20 protein-coding genes are annotated in these 22,921 nt (G+C 65.2%); 10 read left to right on the top strand and 10 right to left on the bottom strand.

Annotated elements, in window-relative coordinates; genetic code table 11:
• Nucleotides 1-8: 8 nt before the first annotated feature.
• From AB4Z32_RS11815 to AB4Z32_RS11785, 7 genes are all read right to left on the bottom strand, one after another.
• Nucleotides 9-1,121 carry a T6SS immunity protein Tli4 family protein gene (locus tag AB4Z32_RS11815; RefSeq protein ID WP_442122038.1) on the bottom strand — a complete coding sequence of 371 codons (1,113 nt, stop codon included), beginning with the start codon at nucleotides 1,119-1,121 and terminating at the stop codon, nucleotides 9-11.
• 52 nt (nucleotides 1,122-1,173) lie between these two features.
• Complete coding sequence (locus tag AB4Z32_RS11810) at nucleotides 1,174-2,952, bottom strand: T6SS immunity protein Tli4 family protein (RefSeq protein WP_442122037.1); 1,779 nt, start codon at nucleotides 2,950-2,952, stop codon at nucleotides 1,174-1,176.
• 151 nt (nucleotides 2,953-3,103) lie between these two features.
• Nucleotides 3,104-4,774 carry an esterase/lipase family protein gene (locus AB4Z32_RS11805; protein WP_442122036.1) on the bottom strand — a complete coding sequence of 557 codons (1,671 nt, stop codon included), beginning with the start codon at nucleotides 4,772-4,774 and terminating at the stop codon, nucleotides 3,104-3,106.
• A 30-nt stretch (nucleotides 4,775-4,804) separates the two neighbouring features.
• A complete protein-coding gene (locus tag AB4Z32_RS11800) occupies nucleotides 4,805-7,663 on the bottom strand; it encodes a type VI secretion system Vgr family protein (RefSeq protein WP_442122035.1) in 2,859 nt (952 codons plus the stop codon).
• A gap of 177 nt (nucleotides 7,664-7,840) precedes the next feature.
• Complete coding sequence (locus tag AB4Z32_RS11795; RefSeq protein WP_442122034.1) at nucleotides 7,841-8,644, bottom strand: TatD family hydrolase; 804 nt, start codon at nucleotides 8,642-8,644, stop codon at nucleotides 7,841-7,843.
• Nucleotides 8,645-8,650: 6 nt separating this feature from the next.
• Nucleotides 8,651-9,358, bottom strand: a complete 708-nt coding sequence (lolD, locus tag AB4Z32_RS11790) for a lipoprotein-releasing ABC transporter ATP-binding protein LolD (RefSeq protein WP_442122033.1) — start codon at nucleotides 9,356-9,358, stop codon at nucleotides 8,651-8,653.
• 13 nt (nucleotides 9,359-9,371) lie between these two features.
• Complete coding sequence (locus AB4Z32_RS11785; protein ID WP_442122032.1) at nucleotides 9,372-10,637, bottom strand: lipoprotein-releasing ABC transporter permease subunit; 1,266 nt, start codon at nucleotides 10,635-10,637, stop codon at nucleotides 9,372-9,374.
• A 138-nt stretch (nucleotides 10,638-10,775) separates the two neighbouring features.
• On the opposite strand from AB4Z32_RS11785, the gene AB4Z32_RS11780 reads away from it, so the two are divergent.
• Genes AB4Z32_RS11780 through arfB form a run of 3 tightly spaced genes read left to right on the top strand, consistent with a single transcriptional unit; the run spans nucleotide 10,776 to nucleotide 13,941 of the window.
• A complete protein-coding gene (locus AB4Z32_RS11780) occupies nucleotides 10,776-11,858 on the top strand; it encodes a hypothetical protein (protein WP_442122031.1) in 1,083 nt (360 codons plus the stop codon).
• On the top strand, nucleotides 11,855-13,552 hold the full coding sequence (recJ, locus tag AB4Z32_RS11775; protein ID WP_442122030.1) for a single-stranded-DNA-specific exonuclease RecJ: 1,698 nt from the start codon (nucleotides 11,855-11,857) through the stop codon (nucleotides 13,550-13,552). The genes AB4Z32_RS11780 and recJ overlap by 4 nt, the downstream gene beginning before the upstream one ends.
• Nucleotides 13,549-13,941, top strand: coding sequence for an alternative ribosome rescue aminoacyl-tRNA hydrolase ArfB (gene arfB, locus AB4Z32_RS11770; RefSeq protein WP_442122029.1), 393 nt, complete (start codon nucleotides 13,549-13,551; stop codon nucleotides 13,939-13,941). Before recJ ends, arfB begins: the two co-directional genes overlap by 4 nt.
• Before the next feature lie 9 nt (nucleotides 13,942-13,950).
• Here the strand turns inward: arfB and AB4Z32_RS11765 are convergent, their stop codons facing one another.
• On the bottom strand, nucleotides 13,951-14,853 hold the full coding sequence (locus tag AB4Z32_RS11765; RefSeq protein ID WP_442122028.1) for a LysR substrate-binding domain-containing protein: 903 nt from the start codon (nucleotides 14,851-14,853) through the stop codon (nucleotides 13,951-13,953).
• Between the two features lie 112 nt (nucleotides 14,854-14,965).
• Here AB4Z32_RS11765 and AB4Z32_RS11760 point away from each other — a divergent pair, with 112 nt between their 5' ends.
• From AB4Z32_RS11760 to AB4Z32_RS11750, 3 genes are read left to right on the top strand one after another with little or no spacing between them, the layout of a single operon-like run.
• Entirely contained in the window at nucleotides 14,966-16,144 is a 1,179-nt protein-coding gene (locus AB4Z32_RS11760; RefSeq protein WP_442122027.1) for an MFS transporter, read from the top strand.
• A 24-nt stretch (nucleotides 16,145-16,168) separates the two neighbouring features.
• Nucleotides 16,169-16,975: a 2,5-didehydrogluconate reductase DkgB gene (gene dkgB / locus AB4Z32_RS11755; protein ID WP_442122026.1), complete on the top strand. Its 807-nt coding sequence runs from the start codon at nucleotides 16,169-16,171 to the stop codon at nucleotides 16,973-16,975.
• Nucleotides 16,976-16,988: 13 nt separating this feature from the next.
• Nucleotides 16,989-17,921 (top strand): TIGR03571 family LLM class oxidoreductase, encoded by a 933-nt coding sequence (locus AB4Z32_RS11750; RefSeq protein ID WP_442122025.1) that lies wholly within the window; start codon nucleotides 16,989-16,991, stop codon nucleotides 17,919-17,921.
• Nucleotides 17,922-18,263: 342 nt separating this feature from the next.
• Here AB4Z32_RS11750 and AB4Z32_RS11745 read toward each other — a convergent pair whose 3' ends face one another.
• Nucleotides 18,264-18,692 (bottom strand): YybH family protein, encoded by a 429-nt coding sequence (locus tag AB4Z32_RS11745; RefSeq protein ID WP_442122024.1) that lies wholly within the window; start codon nucleotides 18,690-18,692, stop codon nucleotides 18,264-18,266.
• 182 nt (nucleotides 18,693-18,874) lie between these two features.
• Between AB4Z32_RS11745 and AB4Z32_RS11740 the strand changes: the two genes are divergently transcribed.
• Genes AB4Z32_RS11740 through AB4Z32_RS11730 form a run of 3 tightly spaced genes read left to right on the top strand, consistent with a single transcriptional unit; the run spans nucleotide 18,875 to nucleotide 20,353 of the window.
• Nucleotides 18,875-19,312: an MbcA/ParS/Xre antitoxin family protein gene (locus AB4Z32_RS11740; protein ID WP_442122023.1), complete on the top strand. Its 438-nt coding sequence runs from the start codon at nucleotides 18,875-18,877 to the stop codon at nucleotides 19,310-19,312.
• Complete coding sequence (locus AB4Z32_RS11735) at nucleotides 19,313-20,008, top strand: RES family NAD+ phosphorylase (RefSeq protein ID WP_442122022.1); 696 nt, start codon at nucleotides 19,313-19,315, stop codon at nucleotides 20,006-20,008.
• Between the two features lie 12 nt (nucleotides 20,009-20,020).
• Nucleotides 20,021-20,353, top strand: coding sequence for a DUF2288 domain-containing protein (locus AB4Z32_RS11730; RefSeq protein WP_442122021.1), 333 nt, complete (start codon nucleotides 20,021-20,023; stop codon nucleotides 20,351-20,353).
• On the opposite strand, the gene AB4Z32_RS11725 is transcribed toward AB4Z32_RS11730, so the two are convergent.
• Entirely contained in the window at nucleotides 20,350-21,966 is a 1,617-nt protein-coding gene (locus AB4Z32_RS11725) for a methyl-accepting chemotaxis protein (RefSeq protein ID WP_442122020.1), read from the bottom strand. The two genes, AB4Z32_RS11730 and AB4Z32_RS11725, sit on opposite strands and share 4 nt — an antisense overlap.
• A 198-nt stretch (nucleotides 21,967-22,164) precedes the next feature.
• Between AB4Z32_RS11725 and AB4Z32_RS11720 the strand changes: the two genes are divergently transcribed.
• Nucleotides 22,165-22,908 carry a GAF domain-containing protein gene (locus AB4Z32_RS11720; protein ID WP_442122019.1) on the top strand — a complete coding sequence of 248 codons (744 nt, stop codon included), beginning with the start codon at nucleotides 22,165-22,167 and terminating at the stop codon, nucleotides 22,906-22,908.
• Nucleotides 22,909-22,921 lie beyond the last annotated feature (13 nt).

Here is a 22,921-nt window from a genome sequence, read left to right as displayed (position 1 = left end):
ACGGGCGCTCAGGGGGCGACGGGCTGCCGCGGATCTACTGAAGTGGAATTCGGGCGGCGGCTGGCCTTGTCCGGGTTCCGGAGGCGGATACTGGAGGCGATGCGATCCCATAGTGCCAGTAGTGCGTCTTCGTGCAGGCTTGTGTCGGCCGGTTTGCCGCCCGGGCGCGCGCTGATTCCAGTTCTGAGCTCCAGGGACAGGTAAGGCAGTGCCGGATCGTCAGGAGTGCCGTGCGCTTCCCAGTTGAAGCCATACGTTTTAATGAGATTGTATTCACGGGCGCGAAGCAGAGCCTCCTCTCCATCGACACCGTTGATCTTGCGTTTGCCTTCCCGAAGCTTCGTCATTCGCAGCATCATGTCCGGCGTCGTCCTTGCGTCCGTTTCGGCTATCCGGGCTAGCAAACCTGGGCCAGGGCGGGCACCAGCGATACTGGCGAGGGACAACTCCAGATCAGGGTATTCAGGCAGATCAAGATGCATCACGATGTGTTCGCCGCTGTGAACAGGAAGCGGATCGACAAAGACGGCGCGTTCGACACAAAAGCCGGGCAAGCTGGAGACCTCATCGTCGCCACGCCTCCGTATCCGCGCAAGAAGTGCCTCAGCCTCAGCCACCCTCGATTCTTGCGTCGTATCGGCTGATAGAGAGACGCTTACACCGCCGATATGTGCGTGACTGTCGACTGACACCGATTCACTATAGACACGCCGATCCCCTTTCATCAAATACCCGCGGCTGCGCCCGTATAGGAAAGTTCGCCCGACCATACCTGCGTTTCGAAGATCGTGCGCCTCGACCATTCCCCCTTCGGTATTAGTAGCCGGATCCGCTTGGCTCGCTTCGATCGCGGCTTCGCGCGCCGCGACTCGCCGACGGAAAGCCGTCTCGCTCTCTTCGACCGTGACAAGCTCGAATCCGTCCAGGATACTGCCGGAAACGCTGACTTCGGCTTGGGCAGGTACATCGACCACGTAGCGGCCGACACACACTGTCTTCATCTTTTCCGTCATGTGCGCCACCTCGGACCTGTCGCGCATGCTGCGAGCCTCGCTGAACGCCCAGCTTCCCATAGAGCCCAAGGCCATCAACGAAATCACGACGTAGAGCCATCGGCGCATTTGCGTCTTCTCCCAAAGGGCGCTCAATAGATGACAAGAGGATGGCGGCAGATCAGACTGATGCAGGCGGATCATCGGCAGACAAGCCCTCTGCCGGAACTGGAGCAGGTGCCACCGACAGGGCAGCCTCGGCATGCCGCATCAATTGCCATGTACTGCGACGCTGGATGACATCTGGACCGGCAGCTTTCGCAAACACACCAGCCGGCACTCGGAACGTAGCGGGCGGCAGCACGCTCCCCCGAGCAAACCAACGCGTGCCGTCCAGCGCATGCGCCTCTTCACAGCGCCACCAACCGCTGGCGGGACAAACTTCTCCGGTGCGAATATATGCACCGATGGCTATTGCGGAGTGGTCGGCGGCAACGAGGCTTAGGCCAGGTGACGGCGTGACGGCGGGCGCCAACGCCACTGCAGGCATACTGCGCGGGCGCATGCGTTTGTCAACCAAAGTCCAGGCTGTACGTCGAGGAATCTCCACGCTCGGTTGAATGCGTTTCAGCTTTTGCCACAAAGTCTGGCGCGGCAGCAGCAGCGCTTGAGGCATGCGTACGTCTTTGCGAGTGTATTGGACCCGGCCCCCATAAACAATCATACCTTCGGCGACGTCGCTGCAGCGCCACCATCCAGTCTGTGGACAGACCTCACCCGCCTGGACCATGGCACCCAGCATAGGGCCCGTGGGTCCAGGCTCCGGACCCGAGCTTGGTGGTGGCTTGTTCTTGCGCAAACGGACGCTGGAAACAACGTTATCCCATAGTGCCAGCAAAGCGTCCTCGTGCAAGCTCGCGCCGGCCGGCTTACCGCCAGGACGCTCGCCTATGCCGGCCTGTGCTTCAAGTGACAAGTATGGTCGCAAAAGATCCCCATCCGCGCCGCGATGCTCCCAGTTGAGCGTGTATGTCGTCGTAAAATTGAACTCGCGAATGCGTTCGACAAGTTCCTCGCCGTCCATGCCATTGATGCTACGTGGTTCGGCACGAAGTTTAGTTACCCGCAATAGTTCGTCGGCCCCGGCGTTCGCATCCATCTTTGCATATCGTGCAAGCACACCTGGCCCGGGACGGCCACCTGCGACGCTTAAAAGCGTCAGCGCCACATCCGGGTGGTCCGGCATGCTGAGGTGCATGGCGACTTGTTCACTTTTGTGCGCAGGCAGCGGCTCGGCGAAGATTGCACGCGAAACGCAAAAGCCTGGGACCGTTGGTATTTCGTCTTCCCCGCGCATTTGTAGCCGTGCAAGCAGCCCTTCAACCGCTTTAGCATCGGACTCGTCCACATATTTCGCTGACAATGTAAAGCTCATCCCAGCAGTATGCGCATAAGCCTCTACCGATACCCACTCGACATCTACCTTTTGTCCTTCTATGAACTCGTAGCTACGTGTGCGGCCAAAAATAATTGTTCGACCAATCATCCCTGGAATGCGAAGTTCGCGTGACTCGACAATTCCGCCCCCGCCCCTACTTGCCGATCCGGCGCTCCTCTGGTTGATCTCGACCTCACGCGTGGCAAGACGCTGCTGGAATTCAAACTCGGATTCTTCAGCCGATACAATTTCGAACCCATCGATCCTTTCATGTGTGAGGTCAACTTCAGCTTGACTCGGGACATCGATCAGGTAGCGTCCGACGCATACCGTTTTCATCTTTTCCGTCATTTTTGCCACCTCGGATCTGTCGCGCATGCTGCGGACTTGGCCGGCGGCCCAGCTTCCCGCACACGCGAGGGCTGCCAGCAGGACGATGAGTTCCCGCCATCCGCGTTTCCTTATTCGCGTCATGGCAACTTCTGAATTGGCTTGAGGATAGGGTGATTGTCGCAGCGACATGGCAGCAGCTCGACGTAGCCTTGCGAAGGCGCAAGTATTTCGTTAGTTGCAAGCAGTTTTTCGTCACTACGGGCTGAAGTGCCGGTCCTGAGATCTGGACAGTAAGAAGTCTCCGCCGGATAAGCTTTAGCAACAGGATTTTTCGCCAAACTCATGGCGACTCCTGCACCAGTTTAACAACGAGATGTTGCGTGAGCAGCAAGACACTATCGTCATTGAAAGCTTCCTGATGCTCAATGCCGCGCATTTCGAATATATGCCGGATCTTCCCTCGCGGTCCTGCTCCAGATTGCTGTGGAACGGTGCCATCACCGCCCACATCCTGCCGTGCCGGCACAAATTCCAGCGTCGTCTTTCCCTCAACCTGGACACGCCGCCCTACAGTTTCCCGGTATCCCAACAAGCGAGCGCGACGCAGATTCGCCTCAGTAAAGACCGCATCACCACCCGGAACACGGGCCACCCAGCGGACGGCACCAAACGACAGGTGTGCCCGATCCGCGCCGTAGAATGCGTAGGTATTTGGGTGGTAATAAGTATCCAGGGTGTCGCGGTGGAATCGTTCTGTATGATCGATCGCTTCAAGAACAGCTTTCTTGGCGCTCCGTTCGTCATTTTTATAGTGTCCAGCGGGATCGATCAGTGCTGGATCGACGAGTCGATACCACGAATTCATGTCGCGATAAAGGTCGTAGGGGTTACCACCCGGCAGATGAACCACGTCACGTGGTACGTCCTTGTTATTGACTCGACTTAGCATGCACACATGCAGCCATGGTCCCGGATACAAATGGTTAGGCAAAAGTTCCAGCGGGCCGCGTGCGGTAGCCATTATCGGCATCGTAAGTTCCGGCCGCCCCCCTAATATGTCGGCCACAAACTCCGCTTTCGTATTGTCAAGGGATCCATTGCTGGGGCTCCAGCTTTCAGTACCGCACGCAATTCGGCGATAGCAGGCCGGAGCGCCGAATGCGGGCATGGCGCCATGAATGACACCTAGTATGTGTTCCGGGATTTGTTTGGCGCAAGCTCTGGCAACCAAGCCACCCATCGAATGTGTCACGAGGATGACCTTACTGCATTGGCGCTTGTTATCAGTCCAGAACTTGATCGTCTCTTCGATGCGCTGACGCAGGCGCTTTGCCGAGTCCTCACAGGATTCAAGCCAGTTGTATCCACACGCGTACACCGGAAAGTAATACTCGGCGTGCTTTTCGAGTTCCTTTTCCGTGATCTTTTGAACCGAGCGCTCCCCCCATCTTTCCGGATCACAGGCCATGATTTCCTTCCAGTGCCGGCACAACACACGTACATTGTCGAGCACGCTCGTTTCGTAGGTGTGGTTCAGGCCGACGTGTAGCCCATACAGCAGATTGCCATACGAGCCCCAATGCACTTCGCCCCAGTGACGCCCACGTACCTCTTTTTCCAGCATGCCATAGTTGCGTGCCTCCAACGGCAAAGAAATGCTCCCGCCGTCATCCACTTCGAGTGTGTCGCCATCAAGAATATTCTGTCTCGCTATCGGATCGCGCCCCTTCCATGCGCGCGAGGCATAAAGCCCCTCAGCTATACCATTCGGAGCGCGCCAAGCGGCTTCTCCCCTCTTGAGTGCCCTGTTCTCAGGCTTCTTCGAATCCTTCGCCGCCCGCAAATTCGTCCCCATAATCCCCGGCACCACAATCACCGGCACCACCTTTGACGGCGGCATCGTGAACAAGCCCCTGGTCTTGAGCGCCGTCGGCGTCAGCACCGTGCGTCCGGTCCAGCTGCCGTCCGGCTGCGGGACGAGGTTCGGCAATGGGCGGGTCGGGTCTGCCATGCGCGCTCCGTGTGAGGTAATGGATCCGGCTCAGGCGGCCGGATCGTCGTCTTCGGGAAGGTAGGCCATGTCGACGCCGCCGATCATTTCTCCGATCAGCAGCGAAGTCCGGCCCTGGTCGTCGGTGCGTCCGGTCACGGTGCGGCCGTCTTCGAAGGTGGCGCGATAGCGCTGGTTCGGGATCGGCGCGCCGGTCTGCAGGTGGCGCAGTACCACGTATTCGTCGGTGTGCAGGTGCGAAGCAGGCAGGCGCACGTCCTTCGGACTGGCGCCGCCGGGGCCGAAGTAGATGAAGTCGGAGCCCTTGTGGATCTGCTGGCTGCTGCTCTGGTGCGTGATCTTGCCGTCGATCCAGTCGGTGGTGGCGCCAGGAGCGATGATCTTTACGGCCGGCGCCTCCAGCTCGATGCGTTCGGCGGCGATCAGGCTGATGCGGCCGGACGACTTGATCTGGATGTTGCCCAGGTGGGTCTGGACGACGATGTCGCCGCGCCCCGCGCCCAGCTTCATGCCCATCTCGTGGGCGAACAGGCTCAGGCCGCGGGCGGCGCGCAGGAAGATGTTACGGCCGGTCGAGATCTCGGCGTCGCCGGCGCTCACCACGTCCACCTTGCTGGCCGCGCCCAGCGCCAGGTTGTCGCTGCTGGCGACGATCGCGCCGGCCGGGGCGCTGGCGGCGACGATGGCTGCGCCGCCGCCAGCGGCGCCCTCGGCGACGTTGCTGCCTTCATGCCAGCGCTTGAGCTTTTCGACCAGCGCGGCCAGGCGCTGCTGCGAGGGCTCGTCTTCGTTGTGGACGGCCGCCAGCTTGCCGACTTCGTCGAGGATGCCCTGCATGACTTCGGCCAGGCCGACCAGGCCGGCGCGCCCGAGCTGGCCGGTGGAACCGCCCTCGCCCGGCTCGGCGCTGATCAACACACCTTGCGCGCCGCGCACCGCCACCGACAGCTCGCTGCGCAGTTCGGCGCCCTCGCCGCGCGCTTCGGCGCCGCCGTGGTCGCGCGGCCGGGTCATCCAGCCCAGGTTGAGTTCCGAGGCACCGTGATCGCTGCCCAGCTGGGCGCTGATCTGGCCGCGGGTATCGTCGAAGCGCAGCTGGTTGCCGCGTGCGCCGCCGATTTCGCGGGTGCGGGTGCCGGACAGATAGCGGTTGCCCGGCAGCTTGCCCGCGCCGTTGAAGGCCGGCGGCGCCGAGCGCTGGTTGTACAGTTGGGCAAGAATGATGGGGCGGTCCGGGTCGCCGCCCAGGAAGGCCACCAGCACCTCGGTGCCGACGCGCGGCAGCTGAATGTCGCCGGACTGGTGCTGGCTGCCGCTGCCGTTGCCGGCCCAGTTCGAAGCCACCCGCACCCAGGCGGAATCCGCGGGGCCGCCGGAGGCGCCGGCGCCGCGCGCATGCTCGTGGTCGGCGGCGCGCATGCCGGGAAAGCGGATCTTCACGCGGCCGAGCGCGTCGCAATGCACGTCTTCGTTCGGCGGGCCGACCACGATCGCGCTTTGCAGCTGCGGATGCGGCAGATCGCTGCGCGGGTCGAAGGCGGGTACGATGGGGATGCCGCGCCGGACCGCGCTGAAGGCGATTCGCACGCGGCCGCCGCCTTCCGCGGAGGACGCCGGTCCGACCGTGCCGAGCAGCGAGGACACCGGCGCGGCCAGCTCGCGCGGCAGGTTGTTGTCGGCCACCACGCGCAGTTCGGTGATGACGAAGTCGCGCTCGGGCGCCGGGTGGGTATCGATCTCGGGATGGTCTTCCAGCGAAAAATACTGGCCGGCGCAGAAGTCCCGCACGCTGCCCTCGCCGTGGAAGCACTTCGATTCGAATTCGTGGCGGCTCATGCGCACGTGGCCGAGGCGCCAGTGGTCGTCGACGTCGTTGCCGGCGTGCGGCATCTCGATCAGGTAGTCGTCCAGGGTGGCGGCGAGCTGGTTGCCGCTCGGGCCCTGGTCGGCCATGCTGCGCGCGCTGGCAGTCATGAACTGCCCGCCGGCCGGGTTCTTGTAGTCCCAGCTATGGCGGGTGGTGACGCCGGGCTGCAGGCGGCGCGCGGCGGTCCAGGAGGTCACGGTGTCGCGGCCGTCGGCGATGCCGTCGCGGTGGTAGCGCACGCTGCCGGCGGCATTGCGCGGCAGGCTGCCGGCGTCGCTGAACAGCAGCAGCGTATGGGCCGGGGTGCGGTCGTGGGCGGGGTCGACCGCCGTGTTGCGGCTGCGTCCCGGACGGAAGACCCAGGCGATGCCGCGGCGCTTCAGCAGGCGGCGCACGAAGGCGGCGTCCGATTCGTTGTGCTGCATGGTCTGTTCGCGCGGCGGGTAGTCGCGCATGTCGATCAGCGGGTCGATTTCCAGTTCGAAGGCATTCGCCAGCACGGTGTTCGAGTGGCGCCATTCGTCGCACAGGACCTGCGCGATCTCCAGCTCGTTCTGATAGCGGAACACGCGGCTGTTGCTGCGCTTTTCCATCACCGCGAAAACGTCGCGCAGCACCAGTTCGTAGGCCGCCAGGGCGCCGTCGGAATCGCCGGCGCGCGCCTCGGTGACTAGGCCGCAGACGCTGCGCAGGTGGCCGCGGTCGGTGACGAACTGGATCTCGGCCGGCAGTGCGATCAGTTCCTTGAGCGGCAGGTGCGGGCTGCCGGCCAGGCAGGCGACGCGATACTCGATGCCGCCGCAGACCGCCTCGCTGCCCACCACCCGCTGCGGCAGCAGGACGTCCTCGGAGAGCTGCCCGGCGTGCGCCAGGCGCAGGCGCAGGGGGCGATGGGCCGTGCTCAGGGACTTCTCGTGCTGCAGCAGCCGCAGGAATTCGCTCGCGCTCTCCACCGTGTCTCCTCCATGCGTGCCGTCGTGCCGCGGAAGCACCCATTCTTCCACGGTGCGTGGAGCAAACATTGCAATGCGTCATACGCTTCAGGGCAGCTCCGGACGGAACTTCATTCTGCCGGAATGGTCGTGGCTGCGTGAACGCGGAAACCGGCGCGCGCGACGGTGCGTCTGCTGCGCCTCACGGTGTCAGCGCACGGCACCATGCATGCAGGATGGGCGAGGAAGCGAGCGCTTAGACGATCTTCAAGGCGCGAGCAGCTTTTCCAGGCGTGGAATCGCGCCCAACGCGCTGCGCCAGGTGGCCGCGCCGACCTCGGATTCGGGCACGCCGCGCAGCCCGGCCAGCATGCGGCCGATCGCCGGCAGCTCCTCGGGGCTGTTGCGGCCGGGGTGGATCCAGCTGGGGGCGATGTCGGGCGCATCGGTCTCGAGCACGATGGCGTCCAGCGGCAGCTCCGCCGCCAAACGCCGGATCTGCAGTGCGCGCGTAAAAGTCATGGCGCCGCCGAAGCCGAGGCGGAATCCCAGGTCGATGAAGTTCTGCGCCTGCTGGAAGCTGCCGTTGAAGGCGTGGGCGATGCCGCCGTTCGGCCTGATCTGGCGCACGTGCTTGAGCACCTGGTCCTGCGAGCGGCGCACGTGGGTCAGCACCGGCAGGCCGAGATCGCGCGCGATGCGAAGCTGCTCGCGCAGGAAAAGCTCCTGCTTCTCGCGCATGGCCGGCTCGCACAGCATGGGGATGAAAAAGTCCAGGCCGATCTCGCCGATGGCCACGAAGCGCGGGTCCGCCATCGCCTCTTCGGCCAGGTGGCGCAGCAGCGCCAGGTCGTCCTCGGTCGCCCGCGGCACATGGATCGGGTGGATGCCGAGCGCGTAGCTGGCGTTCGGGGCGGCATGGGCCAGCTTGCGAACGATCTCGAAGTTGCCGCGTTCGACGGCCGGGATCACGATCATCGACACCCCGGCCTGCCCTGCGCGCGCCGCGACCTGCAGGGACTCGTCGCCGAACTCATGGGCGTCGAGGTGGCAGTGGGTGTCGATCCACATGGCGGTTCAGGTCTGTTCGGCCTGCAGTCCGTGCTCGGTCAGGCGCAGCACGCGGTCGCAGCGGCGCGCCAGTTCCGGATCGTGGGTCACGATCACGAAGGCGGTGCCGAGGGTGCGCGAGAGTTCCAGCATGAGGTCGAAGATGGTCTCGGCGGTGTTGTGGTCGAGGTTCCCGGTCGGCTCGTCGGCCAGCACGCAGGCCGGCTCGGTGACGAGTGCGCGCGCCAGGGCCACGCGCTGGCGCTCGCCGCCCGAGAGTTCGCCGGGCCGGTGGATGGCGCGCTTGGCCAGGCCGACCCTGGCCAGCATGGCTTCGGCGCGCGCCACCGCCTCCTCGCGCTTCACGCGGCGGATCAGGAGCGGCATGGCGACGTTGTCCAGCGCCGAGAACTCCGGCAGCAGGTGGTGGAACTGGTAGACGAAGCCGAGCGAAGCGTTGCGCAGCTCGCCGCGCCGGGTTTCCGACAGCGCGGCGAAGTCCTCGCCCTGCAGCACCACCGCGCCGCCGCTCGGGGTATCGAGGCCGCCGAGGATGTGCAGCAGGGTCGACTTGCCGGACCCGGAGGCGCCGACGATGGCCACGCGTTCGCCGCGGCCGATGGAAAAGTCGATATTGTCCAGCACCCGCACGGCGTAGTCGCCTTCGCGGAAGGTCTTGCCGACGCCGCGGCAGGACAGGACCGGCGCGCCGGCAGTGTTCATGGTATTGCTCATTTCTTTTCGCATGTCATTCATAGCGCAGGGCCTCCGCGGGCTTCACGCGCGACGCCGACCAGCTCGGATACAGGGTCGCCACGAAAGCCAGCAGCACCGACACGCCGCCGATCTTGAAAACGTCCGGCCAGCGCATGTCCGAGGGGATCTCGCTGATCAGGTAGATATCCTTGGACAGGAACTGGATCCCGAACAGGTGCTCGATGAAGGGCACGATCACGTCGATGTTCAGGGCCACCAGCACCCCCAGCGCGACGCCGGCGATGGTGCCCATGATGCCGACCAGGGCGCCCTGGATCATGAAAATCTTCATGATCGAGCGCGGCGATGAGCCGAGCGTGCGGAGGATCGCGATGTCGGGCTGCTTGTCGGTCACCGTCATCACCAGGGTCGAGACCAGGTTGAACGCGGCCACCGCGATGATCAGGGTCAGGATGATGAACATCATCCGCTTTTCGGTCTGGACGGCGGCAAACCAGTTGGCGTTCAGCTTGGACCAGTCGCGCATGACCAGGTCGCCGGGCATCGACTTCTTGAGTTCCGCAGCCACCTGCGGGGCCTGGTGCATGTCGGCGATGCGCAGGCGCAGGCCCATCGGCGCCTGCAGGCGCTCCATGCGCTCGGCGTCCTGCAGGTGGACGAAGGCCATCGCCGAATCGAATTCGTAATGGCCGGCCTCGAAGATGCCGGCCACCGTGAAGCTGCGGGTGCGCGGCACCATGCCGGCCGGGGTGGTCTGGGCCTGGGCCAGCATCATGGTGACCTTGTCGCCGACGCCGACGCCGAGCGAGCGCGCCAGCACATAGCCCAGCACGATGTTGAATTCGCCCGGACGCAGGTTCTGCAGGCTGCCCTGGCGGACCTGCTTGCCGACGCTTGATACCTTGTGCTCTTCTTCCGGCAGGATGCCGCGGATGGCTGCCGGCTTCATGACGTCGTCGCGCACCAGCAGGCCCTGGGTCTCGACGAAGGGCGCGGCACCGCGCACGGCCGGGTTGCGGAAGGCTTGCTGCTCTTCCTGGCGCCAGTCGGGCATGCTGCCGCTGGCGTCGAAGACCTCGATATGGGCCAGCACCGACAGCATGCGGTCCATCACTTCCTTCTGAAAACCATTCATCACCGACAGCACCACGATCAGCGCGGCCACCCCGAGGGCGATGCCGGACACCGAAATCAGCGAAATAAAGGAGATAAAACTGTTCCGGCCGCTGCGCTTGCCGGCCCGCGTATAGCGCAGGCCGACCAGCCATTCGTAGGGCAATTTGTGGATGATGCTCATGGGCTCCATGATAAACGCTGCTCGAGGCCCGCAGTGTGCCATACAAAGCTCATCCATGTGAGAGCTTGTCACGATTGAAATAAAGATTTCAGGCTGGCCGCTGTTCTCGCGGACCGTCCATTTGTCCTACAATACGCCATGGCCCACATATCGCTCGTCCTGCCGTTCGCCCTCCCCGTTCCCGAATTCGCGCCCGACCTGATCCGCGCCCTCGATGCCCCGGCCCTGGCGGCGCTGCTGTCGCGTTCTTCCAGCCAAATGTTCCGCCCGCTGGAGGGCAGCGCGCGCGTGCTGCCGCACGAACTCTGGATCGCGCGCAGCCTCGGCCTGGCCAACGGCACCGCGCCCGGCTTCGCCACCAGCAGCATGCGCGGCTACGGCCTCGATCCGGGCGACGGCACCTGGTTCATCGTGAACCCGGCCCACATCCAGATCGCCCACAGCCACCTGATGATGGGCGACACGCGCCGGCTCGACCTGCGCGAGGATGAAGCGCGCGGCCTGTTCGACAGCGCGCGCGCCTGCTGCGAGGAGGCCGGCCACGCGCTGCTGTACGGCGCGCCCGACACCTGGTTCCTGCGCGCCGACACCTGGGACGGCATCCAGACCGCCAGCCCGGACGCCGCGGTCGGCATGAACCTGACCGACTGGGTGCCGGCCGGGGCGCAGGCGCGCGCCTTCCGCAAGCTGCAGAACGAAGTCCAGGTCAACTGGTACACCCACCCTGTCAACGCGGCCCGCGAAGCGCGCGGCCAGGCCCCGATCAATTCGATCTGGCCCTGGGGCGCGTCGAGCGTGGCGGCCGAGCATGCCTTGAAACTGGTGGCGCGCGCCGCCGGCAAGCTGGCGCCCCAGCCCGCGGTGGCCACCTATGCCGCGCCGGGCTGGCTGACGGCCCTGGCCGACCAGCGCCTCGACAGCCTGGACGGCATCGGCGCCCTGATTGCCGATGGCGACGGGGGTGCCGATAAGGGCCGCCTGCTCGTCTGCGGCAACGCCGCCGCCGCGGCCATCGCGGCCGACTGGCACGCCTGGCTGCAGGAAATGCACACCCTCGAGCAGACGCTGTTCGCGCCCCTGCTGGCGGCCCTCAAGAAGGGCCGTATCAAGGCCTTGCGGCTGGTGCTGAGCCACCGCGACGGCCACCTGGAAACCACGACCACACCGATGGCCCAGCGCAAATTCTGGCGCCGTCCGACCTTGGAACATCTGAAGAAGTGAAGACCCGTATCTCCACCCGTCCCTTCCCCGGCCGCCAGAGCGAGCAGCTGGCCCAGGGCGGAATCCATCCCGTTCTGGCCCGCGTGTACGCCGCGCGCGGCCTGTCCGACCCGCGCGAGCTGGCCAGCGAACTGCAGGCCCTGCTGCCGCCCACCGCCCTGCTGCAGATCGACGCCGCCGCCGTGTACCTGGCCGACGCCATCCAAAGCCGGAAGAAGATGACCATCGTCGCCGACTACGACTGCGACGGCGCCACCGCCTGCGCCACCGCCCTGCGCGGCCTGCGCTCGATGGGTGCCCACGTCGACTATATCGTGCCGAACCGTTTCGAGTACGGCTACGGCCTGACGCCGGAAATCGTCGAGCTGACCGCGCGCGAAAAATCGCCCGACATCATCATCACCGTCGACAACGGCATCGCCAGCATCGACGGCGTCGAGGCGGCGCGTGCGCGCGGCATCGAGGTCGTGGTCACCGACCACCACCTGCCGGGCGACCATCTTCCGGACGCGCGCGTGATCGTGAATCCCAACCAGCCCGAGTGCGGCTTCCCCAGCAAGCACCTGGCCGGGGTCGGGGTCGTGTTCTACGTGCTGCTGGCCCTGCGTGCCGAACTGCGCAAGCGCGGCGTGTTCGACGCCGTCTCCCAGCCCAAGCTGGATTCCCTGCTCGACCTGGTCGCACTGGGCACGGTGGCCGACGTCGTCAAACTCGACACCAATAACCGCATCCTGGTCGCCCAGGGCCTGAAGCGCATGCGCGCGGGCCGCATGCATGCCGGCATCGCCGCGCTGTTCCGCGTGGCGGGCCGCGAAGCGCGCTGCGCCTCGCCCTTCGACCTGGGCTTCGCCCTGGGTCCGCGCCTGAACGCCGCCGGCCGGCTGGAAGACATGTCGCTCGGGATCGAGTGCCTGGTAACGGACGATGAAGACCGCGCCTGGCAGATCGCCCAGCAGCTCAACGAGATCAACCTGAAGCGCCGCGAGATCGAGGCCGAGATGCAGGACACCGCCCTGCTCCACCTGGACGATTTCAGCCCGTCGGACGCCAGCACGATCGCCGTATTCGACGAGGGCTGGCACCAGGGCGTGATCGGCATCGTCGCCTCGCGCCTGAAGGAGAAGTTCTACCGCCCGACCATTACCTTCGCCCCGGCCGGCGACGGCTGGATCAAGGGTTCGGGACGCTCGATCGCGGGCTTCCACATGCGCGATGCGCTGGACCTCGTGTCCAAGCGCGTACCGGGACTGATCGACAAGTTCGGCGGCCACGCGATGGCGGCCGGCCTGTCGATCCGGCATGAGCACTTCGACACCTTCCGCGAGGCCTTCGAAGCCATCGGCCGGGCGTGGCTGAGCGAAGCCCAGCTCGAGCGGGTGGTCGAGACCGACGGCCCGCTGGAAGACGATTTTTATACCGTGCAGTTCATCGAGCTGCTGGACGGCCAGGTCTGGGGCCAGGGCTTCGCGCCGCCGGTGTTCTGCGACGAGTTCCGCGTGGTCAGCCAGCGCGTCCTCAAAGAGAAGCACCTGAAACTGCTGCTCGAGCGGAACGGCCGGCGTTACGACGCGATCTGGTTCGGCAACACGGCCGCCCTGGGCGAACGCGCGCGCGTGGCCTTCCGGCTGGACGCCAACGAGTACAACGGCGTGACCAAGGTCCAGCTGCTGGTCGAGCACGCCGAGCCGGTGTGAAGCTGAATCCGGACGAGGTCGAGTTCAGCGCGATCCGGGCCCAGGGTCCGGGCGGGCAGAACGTCAACAAGGTCTCCTGCGCCGTGCACGCGCGTTTCGACGTCAAGGCCTCCTCACTGCCGGACCATGTCAAGGAGCGCCTGCTGGCGATGCGCGACAGCCGTATCACCGAGGATGGCGTGCTGGTGCTGAAAGCCCAGCAGTCGCGCAGCCTGGAAGCCAACAAGGAAGACGCCCTGCGGCGACTGCAGGAGCTGATCGACAAGGCGGCCGTGGTGCAGGCGGTGCGGCGCCCGACCAGGCCGACGCGTTCATCCCAACGCCGCCGGCTGGACGAAAAGACCCGCAGCGGCCAGATCAAGGCGCTGCGCGGCAAGGTCAAGGACTAGAAAACCCGATCAGGCCTCGAACGGACGCTTGCCCAGTACCGCCACCACGTGGTCGACGAAGCAGGTGATGCGGGCGGCCAGCGCCGTGTTGCGGTAGTAGACGGCATTGATGGGCTGGAGCACGTCCAGGGTCTGTTCCGGGAAGAGCTGGACCAGCCGGCCGTTCGCGCGGTCTTCGCGGGTCATGAAATCCGAGAGGCAGACGATGCCGAGGTCGGCCAGCGCCATCTGCCGCAGTGTCTCGCCGCTGGACGAGGCGATGGTCGGGCGGATGCGCAGCGTGCAGCCGTCGGTATCGCGCAGCGGCCAGTCGTTCAGGGTCTCGGGCTGGTTAAAGCCGAGCAGCACGTGCTGCCCCAGTTCCTCCGGTCCGGCCGGGGTGCCGTGACGCGCCAGATAGGCCGGGCTGGCCAGCACGCGGATGCGGCTCGTTCCCACCAGCCGGGCGTGCAAGGTCGAATCCTTCAGGACACCGATGCGCAGGGCCACGTCGGTGCGCTTTTCGATCAGGTCGGTGATGCCTTCGTTCGAGTTCAATTCCAGCTCCACGTCCGGATAGCGGGCGCGGAAGCCTTCGATCAGCGGCACCAGCACATGCAGCATGAAGGGCGTGGCCGCATCGACCCGCAGCCGCCCGGCCGGGCGCATGCGCCGCGCCGCCATCTGTTCTTCCGCCGCGTCGACCGAATCCAGGATGGTGCGCGCATGTTCCAGGAAGGTCGCGCCCTCTTCCGTCAATTCCAGCCGCCGCGTCGTCCGGCGCAGCAACGTCGTCTGCAGCTTTTCTTCCAGCCGTCCCAGCGCGCGGCTGGTCGCCGATACCGTCATCCCCAGCAGTTCCGCCGCGCCGGTGAGCGAGCCCGTGTCCACTACGGCCACGAAGGCCTGCATTTCGTCGAGGGTTGTCTTCATTTTTGATTCAAACGCAAAAGTCTTTGGTCGATCAGGGTCTTAATCCGCAAATATAAACCAAGGACAATACTTCCATCGAAAAAACCGACGGATTCTTCTTCAAGGAGCTGCAATGAAATCTTCAACCGCCTTATTGGCCCTGGCGACCGGCGCCTTTGCGATCGGCACCACCGAATTTACGCCCATGGGGCTGTTGCCGGTGATCGCCGACGGCGTGAACGTCAACATCCCCACCGCCGGCATGCTCGTGTCCGCCTACGCGATCGGCGTGATGGTCGGCGCCCCGGTGATGACCCTGCTGTTCAGCCGCTTCGGCAAACGGGCGGCGCTGATGTCGCTGATGCTTATCTTTACGGTCGGCAACCTGCTGTCGGCATTCGCGCCAGGCTATACCACCCTGCTGCTGTCGCGCCTGATCACCAGCCTCAACCATGGCGCCTTCTTCGGCATCGGCGCCGTCGTGGCCGCCAGCGTGGTGCCGAAAGAGAAACAGGCCAGCGCGATCGCGGCCATGTTCATGGGCCTGACGGTCGCCAACGTCGGCGGCGTGCCGGCAGCCACCTGGATCGGCCAGCAGGTCGGCTGGCGTCTTGCCTTCGGCGGCACCGCCGTACTGGGCCTGATCACCATCGGCGCGCTGTGGCTGGCCCTGCCGAAGGGTGAACCGGGCGAACGTCCGGACGTGCGCCGCGAGCTGAAGGTGCTGACGAGCCGCGAAGTGCTGCTGGCCATGGGCACCACCGTACTGGGCTCGGGCGCCATGTTCGCGCTCTACACCTATGTGGCACCGATGCTGGCCGAGATCACCCAGGCCAGCCCGGGCTTCGTCGCCCTCGCCCTGGTACTGATCGGTATCGGCTTCACCGTCGGCAATAGCCTGGGCGGCCGCCTGGCCGACTGGTCGCTGGATGGCGCCACCAAGCTGATCCTCGCTTCGCTCGCCGTCGTCATGGTGCTGCTGCCGCTGCTGATGAAAACCCATGTCGGCGCCTCCATCGGCCTGCTGGTCTGGGGTGCCGCGGCTTTCGGCATCGTGCCGCCGGTACAGATGCGCGTCATGCAGGCTGCCTCCCAGGCGCCGGGTCTGGCTTCGTCGGTGAACGTCGGCGCCTTCAACCTCGGCAACGCGGTCGGCGCGGCCCTTGGCGGCGTGGTCATCGGCCAGGGACTCGGCTATGCGGCTGTGCCTTACGTCGGCGCGGCGCTCGCTGCCGGCGGTCTCGCCCTGGTCTGGATCGGCAATGCCGGGCGCCAGCGGGATGCGGCCTGCACTTCCTCTTCTTCCATCTAATTCGACTTGATAAGGACATATACCATGAGCAAGATCCCTTCCTTCGGCGTCGGCACCTTCCGCCTGACCGGCCAGACCGTCATCGATTCGGTGTCGACCGCACTCGAGCTCGGCTACCGGGCGGTGGACACGGCGCAGATCTACGGCAACGAAGCCGAAGTCGGCCAGGCCGTGGCGGAAAGCGGTGTGCAGCGCTCCGAGCTGTTCCTGACCACCAAGATCTGGACCGCCAACCATGCGCGGGAGCAGCTCGTCCCCAGCCTGCGCGAGAGCCTGGAGAAACTGCGCACCGACTATGTCGACCTGACCCTGATCCACTGGCCGGCGCCCGGCAACGGCGTCGAGCTGCCGGAGACCATGGAAGCGCTGGCCGAAGCGAAATCCCTGGGCCTGACGCGCCAGATCGGCATCTCCAACTTCAATATCGCACTGACGCGGCAGGCCATCGACGTCGTCGGCAAGGAACAGATCGCCACCAACCAGATCGAGCTGAGCCCCTACCTGCAGGGCCGCAAGCTGACCTCCTTCCTGGAAGAACAGGGCATCACCGTCACTTCGTACATGACCCTGGCCTACGGCAAGGTGCTGAAGGATCCGGTGCTGGCGCGCATTGCCGACAAGCACCAGGCGACCGTGGCCCAGGTGGCACTCGCCTGGGCCCTGCAACTGGGCTATGCGGTGATTCCGTCGTCCACGAAGCGCGAGAACCTGGCCAGCAACCTGCTGGCGCGTGAACTCGCGCTGGACGCCGACGACATGGCGCTGATCGCGGCGCTCGACCGCAACGGCCGCGAAGTCAGCCCCGAGGGCCTGGCGCCGGTGTGGGACTGAAGGGAGACCCGCCATGAACAGCCCCGCGCTCGCTCGCCTTGCCTCCGGTGGTTTCAGCATCGGCATCGAAGCTCCGCTGGACAACGACTGGACCCAGGCCGGCGAGAACGCCCGGCGCGCGTCGAAGCGGCTGCCCGGCGAGCCGGACCTGCAGCGCCATGCCGACCTGGCGCGGCTGGCCGACCGGCTCGGCTTCCGCGCCCTGTGGGTGCGCGACGTGCCGGTGTATGACCCGTCCTTCGGCGATGCGGCCCAGGTGTTCGAGGTATTTTCCTACCTGGGTTACCTGGCCGGCATCACCGACGACATCCTGCTCGGCACCGCCGCCGTGGTGCTGCCGATCCGCGAGCCCCTGCTCACGCTGAAGTCGGCCGCGACCGTGCAGCGCCTGAGCGGCAACCGCCTGCTGATGGGCGTGGCCAGCGGCGACCGGCCGGTCGAGTATCCGCTGTTCGGCCGCGACTTCGCCGGGCGCGGCGGCAGCTTCCGCGAACAGGTGGCGCTGCTGCGCGATGGCGCGCAGGCTATCCTGCCGCCGGGACTGGACGTGCTGCCGAAGATGGATGCGCCGCTGCCGCTGCTGGTGGCCGGTCTCGCCCAGCAGGAGCCGGCCTGGATCGGCGGACGGATGGATGGCTGCCTGGCCTATCCCGGCACGCCCGAGGACCACCAGCACCGCGTCGCCGCCTGGCGCGCGGTGGCCGGCGCCAAGCCCTACGCCAGCTTCATCCACCTGGACCTGGCCGAGCGGCCCGACGAGCCCCTGCAGCGCTGGCGCTTCGGCCTGCGCGGCGGCCGCGAGGCACTGATCGCCGAACTGCAGGCACTGCGCGCAGCCGGCGTCGACCACGTCGGCCTGCACTTCCGCCGCAACCGCCGGCCACTCGACGAGACCTTCCACGAGATCGCCGAGCACGTGCTGCCACATTTTCATCTCGCCCGCTAAATTCGGGGTCAGAGCACATTAGAAATGCAATTCGGGGTCAGAGCACATTTTTTGGCAACTTCCTGCGGTCAGTTGTCTAAAAAAGTGCTCTGACCCCGAATTATTGCAGGTCAAGGGATATCGATTTTGGCTTGCAGTTGTACGGCTGTTCGCCGGAATCGACGCCGATCTTCTTGCCCCTCGGTCTTTCCCGGCGCCAGATCGTCAATTCGGCGTCCGAGCACATTTTTGGACAAGTTCCTCAGGGCCGTTGCCTAAAAAAGTGCTCTGACCCCGAATTTCATTAAAAAAGTGCTCTGACCCCGAATTACTGACCCCGAATTGGCGACGAATTATTCGCGCTCAGGGCGTGTCGATTTTGGGCTTGCAATTGCACGGCTGTTCGCCGCGGTCGAAGACGATCTTCCAGCGCCCTGGCGCTTCCAGCCGCCAGATCGAGTTGAAGCGGCCGATCTTCTTGCCGCTGGCGTCGTAGACCGGGCCGCCGCTGTAGGCCAGGGTGCCGGACTCGACAACCTCGATTTCTTCCGGCTCCCAGGAGAACGGCGGCTGGTGGCCGTCGTAGTATTTCTTCCAGGCGGTGGACACGGCTTCGCGGCCGCGCAGCACGCTGCCCGGGCCCGAGAAGAACACGGCTTCCTCGGACAAGAAGCTGGTGAAGGCCGCATGGTCGCGCGCCTTCATGGTGGCGGCGAAGGCGCGTTCGGCGTCGGCCACCTGCTTCTTCAGCTCGGCGTTCGAGGGCCGCGCCGCGCTGGCGACCGCCAGCATGAACATACTGATACACAAAACCCCAATCGACAGCAGACGCATGCGTCCTCCACATGTTGAACTTCGGGCTTGAAATCGGCTATTGCTAAGCGGACAATTTTGTCACGGCAATACCGTTTGCACAAGTCACTTGCATCGAGTCCGGAAGCGGAGTATAAATGGTCCGACATCGGAGGGTTCCTATGAGTCTCGCCTACGCTTACCCGAAGAGCCGCTTCGAAACGGCAGTGCTGGTCGACCTCAACGACCGCGCACAACGCGAACGCCTGTCGCGCTCCGCGCTGCAGGGCTTTTTCCAGCTCGCCAATGCCTGGCAGGTACGCGACGACGATGCGCGCGAGCTGCTCGGCGGCGTCTCCTCGTCCGCCTTCTACGAATGGAAGAAGCATCCGGACCGTGTGCTCGAAGTCGACCGCATCACCCGCATCTCCTACCTGCTCGGCATCTACAAGGCCCTGCACATCCTGTACGGCGACAAGCTGGCGGACGAATGGGTGCATCTCCCGAACAGCAATCCCGTCTTCAATGGCCGCGCGCCGCTGTCCTTCATGCTGGCCGGCGGGCTGCTGTCGATGCAGACCGTGCGCCGCCTGCTCGACGCCCGCCGCGGAGGGCTGTGAGTGAAACTGGTCTCCAGGCAGGAACCCGGGCTCACCCAGCTGCGCCAGTTCGACACCGTCCGCCTGATTCCGTCCCGCTTCGCCGATGCCGAAGACTCGGTACTGGCGCCGCTGGCGGAAAGCGATGCCATGCTGCGCGACCTGTTCGACCTCGACAACGCCACCAATGACCGCCTGCGCGGCGAGTCCGGACTCCTCCCCGGCATCGGCATGGACGAGCTGGTGTTCGGCGTGCCCAACTTCCGCATGATCAATGCGGCCTATACCTATGCGCGCCCGGAAGGCAGCCGCTTCAACGACGGCGAGCGCGGCGCCTGGTACTGCGCCTTCGAGCTGGAGACGGCGCTGGCCGAGGTCGGCTTCCACAAGACCGTCGAATACCAGGAGATCGGCCGCTTCGACGACAGCGTCAGCTACCAGGCCCTGCTGGCCGACTTCACCGCCAGCTTCCACGACCTGCGCGGCATCGACGCCTACGCCGAGTGCCTGGCCCCCGACAGCTACATCGCCTCGCAGCGGCTGGCGGCGGAACTGCTGGAAGCCGGCTCGATGGGCATCATCTACCCAAGCGTGCGGTGGCCCGGAGGCACGAACCTCGCGTGCTTCCGCCCGGCCCTGGTCGGGAATGTCCGCAAGGGCCAGGCGTATCGGTTAACATGGGCGGGTTCGCCGGCTCCCACGGTCGAACCCATCTGATTCAATGAAGCCATGAAAACCGATCCATTAAAAGACACCGAACTGCACGACAAGATCAACCGCGAGACCGCCCGCATCAACTGGTCGGAACTGGAGCGCCATTTCGCCCACGGCGCGGTGATCTACGTGAGCCAGGAACTCGACCTGGTCGAGGTGGCCCTGCGCATCGCCCACGACGACAAGGCACACATCGCGCGCTGGATGAGCGAAGGCAAGGTCGCCAAGGTGTCGGACGCCCAGGCCCTCGAGTGGCAGGCGACCGACGCCCGCCTGTGGGCCTCGGTGGTCAATCCCTTCGTGCTGGTGCAGGCCGACAAGGCAGCCCCCGCCGATACCCTGCACTAAGCGGCTCGGCCAAGCATCCGGTAGCACGATGCCGCCGGCTGCTCCAGCTGGAAGGTGTTCACCACCGACGCCAGCTGCTCGGCCTGGATGCGCAGCGATTGCGCGGCGGCCGATGCCTCCTCCACCAGGGCCGCGTTCTGCAGCGTCATCTGGTCGAGCCGGGCGATGGCGCTGTCGACCCTTTCGATTTCGTCGCATTGCGCGCGCGTCGCAGTCGACATCTCGCCCATGAGATCGTTCACCCGGTGCACGCCGTCGACCACCGTGCGCATGGTTCGGCCGGCGTGCGCGACCAGCTCGGTGCCGGCGCCGACCTTGCTCACCGAATCCTCGATCATGGCCTTGATTTCCCTGGCGGCGGCGGCGGAGCGGTGCGCCAGGTTGCGCACCTCTGCCGCCACGACGGCAAATCCGCGCCCCTGCTCGCCGGCGCGCGCCGCCTCGACCGCTGCGTTCAGCGCCAGGATATTCGTCTGGAACGCGATGCCGTCGATCACGGCGATGATTTCCACAGCCTTCTTCGAGGACGCGTGGATCAGGTTCATGGTCTCGACCACGCCCTCGACCGTGTCGCCGCCCTGGCGCGAAACGCCCGCGGCGTCCCTCGCCAGCCCGGCCGCTTCGGCGGCAAAGTCCGCATTCCGGCGCACCGAAGAAATCAAGGCCTTCATGGCGCCGCCGACCTCGCCCAGTTCGGCGGCCTGGGACTCGGTGCGCTGCGACAGCTCGGCATTGCCGGTAGCGATTTGCGCTGAAGCCGAGGCGATCGTATCAGTGCCGCTGCGGACCTTTCCGACGATGCCGGACAGGCTGTCGCGCATGGCGCTCATCGCTGCCAGCAAGCTGCCGGGCCGGGCCCGGCGGGTATCGACGCCGTGCTGCAGCTCCCCCTTCGCGATCGCATGCGCAACACTGGAGGCGTAGGCCGGCTCACCCCCGAGCTCGCGCAGCAGTCCACGGGTAAGGGCCAGGCCAATGGCGGCGGCCAATACCACGCACAGCACACTCAATCCGGCAATTGTCCAGCGTGCCGACGCCGCGCTTGCGCTGGCAGCGATGCCAGCCTCCACGCTCTCCGCCTGCAACTGCTTGAGCAGGACGTCGATATCGGCGACGATCCTGCGGCGCAGCGGCGAACATTCCTTGACCAGGAAAGCACCGAAGGCGCCCATCTCGTTCGCCTGGCGGTATTTGCGCGGACGTCGCAGCTCCCGGATCATCGCCCCCATTCCCTCGCGCACCTTCGCGTACTGCGCATTGCCCTCCAAGGAACGATCCAGCTGGACAAGGGCCGCCTCCGCCTCGGCCACCTGCCTGTCGACCAGGTCGAGTTCACGCAGGGCGTCGCCGGCATCGGCGAAGATGTAGGCGTTGCGCGCCGCGATACCGGTCTGGTCGAGCGCCTCGCGCAGTGAATACAGCGGTTCGAGACGCGTGCTGCGCAGGCCGTCGGCATTCGCCAGGGCGTCTCCGATCCCATTCACGCGCGAGATGGCAAATCCCGCCAGCACCAGGGTCACCAGCACCACGAGAGCGAAGGCACTGTACAGCTTTGTCGAAATTGGTATTCTTGTCGACACCCTGCGCCCGTTCGTGCCATGATTGTCGTTCATCTCGCCGCTCAATTTGAGGAAATTGCCGATTCTGCCTTAGAAATTACAGATTAGCAACCTTTTTGATAGTTTTCGCGAGATTTTATATTGCTATTTAAGCGTGATTTTCTTCCTCTGGCGTCATAAGATCGTGGTATCGACAAGAAAGAAGATTTGAACAAAGTTATCCGCTATACTCACGGGATAAGAGGAAAGTTTATGCAGAGCAATACGAAACCCGACGATCCGGTGATGACCACGAGCGAAGTGGCCCGCCTGCTAGGCGTTGCTACCAGCACCGTGCAAATCTGGATGGAAAGTGGCGCGATCGAGTCCTGGAAAACGCCGGGAGGGCATCGCCGTACACGCTTGAGCCTGGTCCAGGGTCTACTGCATGGAAAGGACGACAACGCCCATCTGCGTCCCGCGGCCAGCAACGACAAGGAATTCCTGCCGGCGGCCGATCCAGGGTATCCGGTCCCGGCCGACGAACGCGCGCGCCTCGCGGCCGTCGGCGCGAGCGGCCTGGTCGACACCGACGAGGAAACCCGCTTCGACCGCATCGTCCGCCTCGCCACCATGGTGACCGGTTCGCCGATCGCCCTGATCTCCCTGTTGACTTCAAGCCGCCAGTGGTTCAAGGCCAGGGTCGGCCTCGAACCGCGTGAAACGCCGCGCGACTGGGCCTTCTGCTCGCACGCCGTGATGCAGGACGAGATGTTCGTGGTCGAAGACGCCCTCGACGACGAACGCTTCCGCAACAATCCCCTGGTCCAGGGCGATCCGCAAATCCGCTTCTACGCCGGCGTGCCGCTGCGCGACCGCTCCGGCCACGCGCTTGGCACCCTCTGTGTGATCGACCGCGAACCGCGCCGCCTGCGCGCCGCCGAGGTGCAGGGCCTGCTGGACCTGGCTGCGATTGCTTCAGGTGAGATTCAGGCTAGCCGGCCGAACCGGTTCTAAAGCGCCCCGTCGT

The organism is Massilia sp. 2TAF26 (assembly GCF_052115005.1).
In the GTDB taxonomy this organism is placed as follows: domain Bacteria; phylum Pseudomonadota; class Gammaproteobacteria; order Burkholderiales; family Burkholderiaceae_D; genus Telluria.
The sequence above is the reverse complement of the archived record's forward strand: the minus strand, read 5'-3'. Positions and strand labels throughout refer to the sequence as shown.

Bases quoted from the DNA above. Each gene is read 5' to 3' on its own strand.
- AB4Z32_RS11815 (WP_442122038.1), bottom strand. From the start codon at position 1,121: ATGCGCCGATGGCTCTACGTCGTGATTTCGTTGATGGCCTTGGGCTCT.
- AB4Z32_RS11810 (WP_442122037.1), bottom strand. From the start codon at position 2,952: ATGTCGCTGCGACAATCACCCTATCCTCAAGCCAATTCAGAAGTTGCC.
- AB4Z32_RS11805 (WP_442122036.1), bottom strand. From the start codon at position 4,774: ATGGCAGACCCGACCCGCCCATTGCCGAACCTCGTCCCGCAGCCGGAC.
- AB4Z32_RS11800 (WP_442122035.1), bottom strand. From the start codon at position 7,663: ATGTTTGCTCCACGCACCGTGGAAGAATGGGTGCTTCCGCGGCACGAC.
- AB4Z32_RS11795 (WP_442122034.1), bottom strand. From the start codon at position 8,644: ATGTGGATCGACACCCACTGCCACCTCGACGCCCATGAGTTCGGCGAC.
- lolD (WP_442122033.1), bottom strand. From the start codon at position 9,358: ATGAGCAATACCATGAACACTGCCGGCGCGCCGGTCCTGTCCTGCCGC.
- AB4Z32_RS11785 (WP_442122032.1), bottom strand. From the start codon at position 10,637: ATGAGCATCATCCACAAATTGCCCTACGAATGGCTGGTCGGCCTGCGC.
- AB4Z32_RS11780 (WP_442122031.1), top strand. From the start codon at position 10,776: ATGGCCCACATATCGCTCGTCCTGCCGTTCGCCCTCCCCGTTCCCGAA.
- AB4Z32_RS11765 (WP_442122028.1), bottom strand. From the start codon at position 14,853: ATGAAGACAACCCTCGACGAAATGCAGGCCTTCGTGGCCGTAGTGGAC.
- AB4Z32_RS11760 (WP_442122027.1), top strand. From the start codon at position 14,966: ATGAAATCTTCAACCGCCTTATTGGCCCTGGCGACCGGCGCCTTTGCG.
- dkgB (WP_442122026.1), top strand. From the start codon at position 16,169: ATGAGCAAGATCCCTTCCTTCGGCGTCGGCACCTTCCGCCTGACCGGC.
- AB4Z32_RS11750 (WP_442122025.1), top strand. From the start codon at position 16,989: ATGAACAGCCCCGCGCTCGCTCGCCTTGCCTCCGGTGGTTTCAGCATC.
- AB4Z32_RS11745 (WP_442122024.1), bottom strand. From the start codon at position 18,692: ATGCTGGCGGTCGCCAGCGCGGCGCGGCCCTCGAACGCCGAGCTGAAG.
- AB4Z32_RS11740 (WP_442122023.1), top strand. From the start codon at position 18,875: ATGAGTCTCGCCTACGCTTACCCGAAGAGCCGCTTCGAAACGGCAGTG.
- AB4Z32_RS11730 (WP_442122021.1), top strand. From the start codon at position 20,021: ATGAAAACCGATCCATTAAAAGACACCGAACTGCACGACAAGATCAAC.
- AB4Z32_RS11725 (WP_442122020.1), bottom strand. From the start codon at position 21,966: ATGAACGACAATCATGGCACGAACGGGCGCAGGGTGTCGACAAGAATA.
- AB4Z32_RS11720 (WP_442122019.1), top strand. From the start codon at position 22,165: ATGCAGAGCAATACGAAACCCGACGATCCGGTGATGACCACGAGCGAA.